This window comes from Kitasatospora sp. NPDC059722, from assembly GCF_042733235.1.
In the GTDB taxonomy this organism is placed as follows: domain Bacteria; phylum Actinomycetota; class Actinomycetes; order Streptomycetales; family Streptomycetaceae; genus Kitasatospora.
In genome coordinates, this window is the sequence record NZ_JBHWGD010000068.1 from 35,103 (window position 1) to 41,348 (window position 6,246).

Below are 6,246 nucleotides of genomic sequence, written 5' to 3' on the forward strand. Positions count from 1 at the left end.
CAGTGGTCATCGCCCCCACCAGAAGCCCCCGGCCCCCCCGCGCCCCCGCGGGGGGGGCGGGCCCCCCCGCCCCCCCGGCGGTGTCGTGTTCCCGGGAGGGGCTTCGCAGCGTTTCGGTGATTCGGGCCTGCCGGCAGCCGCCGGGCCGTCATGATGATGGCGTTGCGTCAACCTGTTGGGGGGCAGGGGTGGGGTCGGAGCTCGACGAGCGCGAATGGGGACGGCCTCCGGAGTTCGGGGCCGAGTTGCGGCGGTTGCGGAAGGTGCGGGGGCTCTCGCTCGCGGAGATGTCGCGGCTCGTCCACTACAGCAAGGGCTACCTGAGCAAGATCGAGAACGGCGGCAAGCCCGCGACGCCCGACCTCGCGCAGCGGTGTGACGACATGCTGCGGGCGGGCGGCGCGCTGGTGCGGCTGGTCGAGTGCCCGCGGGCCGATGAGCGAGGGACGGACGGTGGGGACGAGCCGTGTCCGTACCCGGGGCTCGCGTCGTTCGGGCCGGGGGAGGCGCGCTGGTTCGCCGGGCGGGACGGCGAACTCGCCGAGTTGCTCGACCGGTTGGCCGAGCGGGCCGGGCACGGGCCGCTCGCGCTCGTCGCGCCGTCGGGGGCCGGGAAGTCCTCGCTGCTCATGGCCGGGCTGGTGCCGGCGCTGCGCGGTGGGGCGCTGGCTCCCGAGGGGAGGCCGGGGTGGCGGGTGGCGGTGTGCACGCCGACGGCGCACCCGTTGGCCGCGCTGCGGGAGGCGCTGGAGGAGGCGGCGCGGGAGGAGCCGTCGGGCGCCGGACTGGCACTGATCGTCGACCAGTTCGAGGAAACGTTCACTCTGTGTGCGGACGAGGAGGAGCGGCGGGCGTTCGTCCGGACGCTGTGCGGGCTCGCGACGGTGCGCCCGGCGGCGCTCGTCGTGCTGGGTGTGCGGGCGGACTTCTGCGGACGGTGCCTCGACCACCCTGAGCTCGTGCCCGTGCTCAGCCACGGGCTGCTCGCGCTCGGCCCGATGGCCGGGGCGCAACTGCGGGAGTCGATCACGCGGCCGGCGGCCGAGGCGGGGCTGGGGCTGGAACCGGGGCTGGTGGAGGTGTTGCTGCGCGACCTGGGGGAGCGGGCCGGGGCGGCGGAGAGCGCCGGGGTGCTGCCGCTGCTGTCGCACGCGCTGTTGGCGACCTGGCAGCGGCGCGACGGGCGGACCCTGACGGTGGAGGGCTACCTGGGCACGGGCGGCATCCACGGCGCGGTCGCGGAGAGTGCCGAGCGGGTGTTCTCGGGGCTGGGCGCCGGGCAGCGGGAGCTCGCTCGGCAGCTCCTGCTGCGGCTGGTGCAAGTCGGCCCGGAGGGCGAGGAGTTCCGGCGGCCGGTGGCGCGAGCGGAGTTGCTGTCGCTGCTGGTGGGCGGGGACGGCGGGGCGGTGCTGGACGCCTTCGTCCGGGCCCGGCTGCTCACCGTGGACCGCGAGACGGTCGCGATCACGCACGAGGCGCTGCTACGGGCCTGGCCGCGGCTGCGGGACTGGGTGGAGGCGGACCGGGCCGGCCTGCTGATCCGTCGTCAACTCGGTGAAGCTGCTGCGGAGTGGGACCGGGACGGACGGGACCCTGCCGCGCTCTATGGCGGTGCGCGGCTCGCGGCGGCTTGGCAGTGGGCGCATGATCCGCTCCATCACGATGAATTGACGGATCGTCAAACAGGCTTTCTGCGGGCGAGCCGGAAGCATGAGGACGAGCGCCAGGGGGTGGCCCGCCGGCAGGCGCGACGGCAGCGTCGACTCATCGTTTCGCTGGTCCTGTTGCTCGTGATCACGCTCACCGCCGGGGCCTTCGCCTACCAGCAGCGGTCCTCGGCGGTCGACCAGGGGCGGACGGCGACGTCCAGGGCGATGGCGGCCGAGTCGGGCCGGCTCGCCGCCGGGCGGCCCGAGGCGTCGATGCTGCTCGCCGACCGGGCGTTCCGGCTCGCGCCGACCGTCGAGGCGCGCAGCGCGCTGCTGAGCACGCAGGCGCAGCCGTTCGCGGGGCGGCTGGTCGGGCACACGGGGCCGGTGAACGGGTGTGCGATCAGCCCCGACGCGAAGCTGCTGGCGACGGCGAGTTCGGACGGGACGGTGCGGCTGTGGAGCCTGCCGGACCGGCGGCCGAGCGGGACGCTGGTGGGGCATTCCGGGCCGGTCAGGGGTGTCGCGTTCAGCCCGGACGGGCGGGTGCTGGCCTCGGCGGGCTCGGACGGGGTGCGGCTGTGGGACGTGGCCGGGCGGCGCTCGCCGGTCGTGCTGGGCGGGCACGACGGGTCGGTGCGGGCGGTCGCGTTCAGCGCGGACGGACGGGAGGTGGTGTCGGGCGGGGCCGACGGCGTCGTCCGGGTCTGGTCGGCGGCCGCGTGGGACGAGGGCGCGAAGCTGAAGGGGGACATCGGGGGCACCGGGGACGTGTCGGCGGGGCCCCGGCCGCTGGTGACGCTCACCGGTCATCGGAGTGAGGTCCAGGCCGTCGCCACCGGACCGGACGGGCGGACGGTCGCGTCGGCGGGCGCGGACGGGACGGTGCGGCTGTGGGACGCCGTGACGGGTGCCGCCACGGCGGTTCTGAGCGGGCACGGCGGGCAGGTGCTCGGGGTCGCGTTCAGCCCGGACGGGCGGAGCGTCGCCTCGTCCGGGACGGACCGCACCGTGCGGCTGTGGGACGTCGCGAGCGGCGCCACGACGGCGGTCCTCACCGGGCACAGCGACGACGTCAACGCGGTGGCGTACCTGGACGGCGGCGCCACCGTGGTGAGCGCGGGCGGGGACGGGACGGTGCGGCTGTGGGACGTCGCCGGGCGGCGGGTGACCGCGACGCTCGCGGGCCACACCGACTACGTCCTCGGCGTCGCGGCCGGCCGGGACGGCACGCTGCTGGCCACGGCCGGGTTCGACCAGTCGGTGGTGCTGTGGGACCTGGGGGCGGCGGCACTCGTCGCCCATCCGTTCGCGGAGGTGTGGCGGGCGGTGTTCAGCCCGGACGGGCGGACGGTCGCGTCGGCGGGTGCGGACGGGACGGTGCGGCTGTGGGACGTCGCGACGCGGCGGCAGACCGGGGTGCTCACCGGGCACGGCGGTCAGGTGCTGGGCGTGGCGTTCAGCCCGGACGGGCGGCTGCTGGCCTCGGCCGGCGCCGATTCGACGGTCCGGCTGTGGGACGTGGCCGCGCGGAGCCAGGTGGCGGCGTTCACCGGGCACCAGGGCTCGGTCTTCGCGGTGGCGTTCGGCCCGGACGGGCGGCTGCTCGCCTCGGCGGGCGAGGACCGTACCGTCCGCCTCTGGAACGTGCCCTGGCAGCGGGCCGAGGGAGTGCTGATCGGGCACACGGACTTCGTCAACGCCGTCGCCTTCGCCCCGGACGGGCGCACGCTCGCCTCGGGGAGCGACGACCTCACGGTGCGGCTGTGGGACGTCGGTGAGCTGCGCCCGGTCGGCACGCTGACCGGGCACACGGGGGCCGTGCGCGGACTCGCGTTCTCGCCGGACGGACGGACGCTCGTGAGCGGCGGCAACGACGGGTCCGTCCGGCTGTGGGACGCCAGTGAGCGACGGCCGCTGGCGACGCTCGCCGGGCACACGGGGGCGGTGCGGGCGGTCGCGTTCTCGCCGGACGGGCGGACGGTGGCGAGCGGGGGGAACGACGGGACGGTCCGGACCTGGGACGCGCGGGCGGGCGCGCCGGTCGCCGCGCTGGCCGGGCACGGGAACGCCGTCTGGTCGGTCGACTTCGGCCCGGACGGGCGCTCGCTGGCGAGCGGCGGCAGCGACGGGACGGTGCGGTTCTGGAACCAGGACACCGGTGCGCGCTCGGCCGCGATCTGCGGGCTGCTCGGACCGGTCGACGCGGCGCGGTGGGCGGCGCTGCTGCCGGGGGAGCCGTACCGGGCGGGGTGTTGACCGGGGCTCGTCGAGGCAGGTCGGCCGCGGTTTCCCGGAAGGTTTCCCGTTTCCCGATGGGATGGGCGACCGGTGGCGGGTGGACGGTTGCCGGGTCGGGTGGGCAGGCTCGGGGCATGGGCGGCGGTCCGCGACCGCATTCGGTGTCCGACGATGCGTCAGATGTCGTGCGGCCATGGGGGTGTACGGGGGACGGCCGCACGGCCGGGTGCTTCCTCCCTTGAGCGGCCCGCCGCCCGTTCCGTCGCACCTCCATGAAGAGGGGACCTTCCTTGCGAGCGAACCACCGTAGAACTCCCGTGGCAGGCCTGCTGCTTGCCCTCCTGGCCGGGCTCCTGAGCGCGATCACCCTCGCCGCTCCGGCCCGCGCCGACACCACCGCCGCGTGCGGGCTGGGCGGCACCCCGATATCCGACGGCGCCGCCCGCGCCATCGCCGCCGCGTGCGACGAGGTCGCCGCCGGCACCTGGTACACGTGGGGCGGCGGCCACGGCCCGACCCCGGGCGCCACGTACGGCAGCGTCGACCCGAGCGACCCCGAGCGGTCCAAGAACGATCCCTACCGGCAGGGCTACGACTGCTCCGGGTTCATCCGCTGGGCCTGGTACAAGGCCGCGGGCTCGGACGTCGTCGGGCAGAAGGACGCCGCCGAGGAGTTCCAGCTCCCCGGGCAGCGCCTGGGCACCGACACCGGTGTGCTGAAGCCCGGCGACCTCGTCTTCTGGGGCACGTCGTGGGTCCACCACGTGGCGATCTATCTGGGCGGCGGCAAGATCGTCGAGGCGCGGGAGTCGGACACGCACATCATGGTGTCCGACCTGACCAGCCACAACATGGCCGACTACGCGGGCGCCGTCCGCTACGACCCCGGCACGGCGGCCACCACCAACCACCAGACCTGGAGCAACGGCGTCAACATCCGCCCGACGCCTGGCACTTCGGGCCCGCCGGTCGCCGTCCTGCCCGGCCCGACGGCCGTGCGCGTCCAGTGCCAGACCCACGGTGAGTCGGTGACGGCGGAGGGCTACACCAACGACGCGTGGTCCTACCTGCCGGACTACCACGGTTGGATCAGCAACATCTACCTCCAGGGCCCGGCCTGGTTGCCGGACGTGCCCACCTGCTGACCGGCGACCCCCCTCCGGCCCTCGCCCGCTCGGGCGGGGGCCGGGCGTCGCCCCCCCTGCCGTCAGCGCGCCACGCGGCGGGCCCGCAGGTACTCGCGGGCCAGGAGGTGCAGGGCGCCGAGCTTGGACGGGCCGGCGGACCGGCGGAGCAGAGCGGGGACGTCGGCGCGGGCGGTGGCGCTGGTGAGGGCCTCCAGGCCGACCATGCAGCGGACCATCGGCCGGTGGGCCGGCGGGGCCAGGTCGACCACCGTGCGGGCGGCGGCGAGGGTGCGGTCGACCTGGTCGAGCTGCTCGGCGACCAGGGCGCGGAAGGCCGGTGTGTCGCGGCCCTGTTCGAGGTCGGCGCGGGTGACGCCGTGCCTGTCGAGAGTGTCGGCGGGGATCGTCAGACGGCCGTCGGCGAGGTCCTCGGCGAGGTCGCTGACGAAGTCGAGGCGCTGGCTCGCGTCGATGAAGACGCGGCAGGCGGCCTCGTAGGCGCTCTGGTCGCCATCGGGGCCGAGCAGCGCGGCGACCACCATGAACGCGGGCAGTGCGTAGCCGTCGAGGTAGGCCTGGTAGTCGGACTCGGTCGCGAAGCCGGTGAAGTCGAGGTCCGCGAGGGCTCCGGCGAGATGGCCGGGGATGCGCTCGCGCAGGACGGGACGCGCGGCGGCGGAGGCGAGCAACGGGCGCAGCTCGGGGTTGTCCGTCCGGCCGGTCGCGAGTCCTTCGACGACCTCCTGCTCCCAGCGCGCGTAGGCCGGCCGCCGCTCGTCGACCGGGCCGCTGTCGAGGAGGGTGTCGGTGCGGTGCATGAAGGCGGTGGCGGCGATCACGTGCGGCACCAGCCGGGGCGGCAGCAGCAGCCCGGCGGCGAGGGCGGCCTCGCGGCGGTAGGCGGTGACCTGCTCGCGCTGCCGGCCGTAGTCGCCGCGCAGTCCGGGGTCGTCGATCCCGGCCGCGTCCAGCGCGCGCTCCCAGCTGCCCACGTGCTTCCCTTCGGTCCTTCGTTCGATCGTCCCCGAGCCTAGACGGTGGGCGTGGGGGTGGTGATACGAGGGCCGGGCGCGAGCGATTGGTAAGTGTTCGGTAAGGCGGGTTCGTTTAGGGTCGAAAGACGAGAGCCGCCCGGGTTGTGCCGGGCGGGGGGGGGGGGGCAGGGCGGGCCGGGGGGTGTTTTTTTTTTTTTGGGTTTTAAAATAAGTTGGGGGGAGTTGGGGTTTTTT

Annotated in this window: 3 protein-coding genes; 2 read left to right on the forward strand and 1 reads right to left on the reverse strand. The window is 75.2% G+C overall.

Annotated features, from left to right (window positions below; genetic code table 11):
• Positions 1-188: 188 nt before the first annotated feature.
• Positions 189-3,908 carry a helix-turn-helix domain-containing protein gene (locus ACFV4F_RS32350; protein ID WP_380507849.1) on the forward strand — a complete coding sequence of 1,240 codons (3,720 nt, stop codon included), beginning with the start codon at positions 189-191 and terminating at the stop codon, positions 3,906-3,908.
• Between the two features lie 299 nt (positions 3,909-4,207).
• Positions 4,208-5,035 carry an NlpC/P60 family protein gene (locus tag ACFV4F_RS32355; protein ID WP_380444831.1) on the forward strand — a complete coding sequence of 276 codons (828 nt, stop codon included), beginning with the start codon at positions 4,208-4,210 and terminating at the stop codon, positions 5,033-5,035.
• A gap of 62 nt (positions 5,036-5,097) precedes the next feature.
• On the opposite strand, the gene ACFV4F_RS32360 is transcribed toward ACFV4F_RS32355, so the two are convergent.
• Positions 5,098-6,009, reverse strand: coding sequence for a phytoene/squalene synthase family protein (locus tag ACFV4F_RS32360; RefSeq protein WP_380444830.1), 912 nt, complete (start codon positions 6,007-6,009; stop codon positions 5,098-5,100).
• Positions 6,010-6,246: the final 237 nt, after the last annotated feature.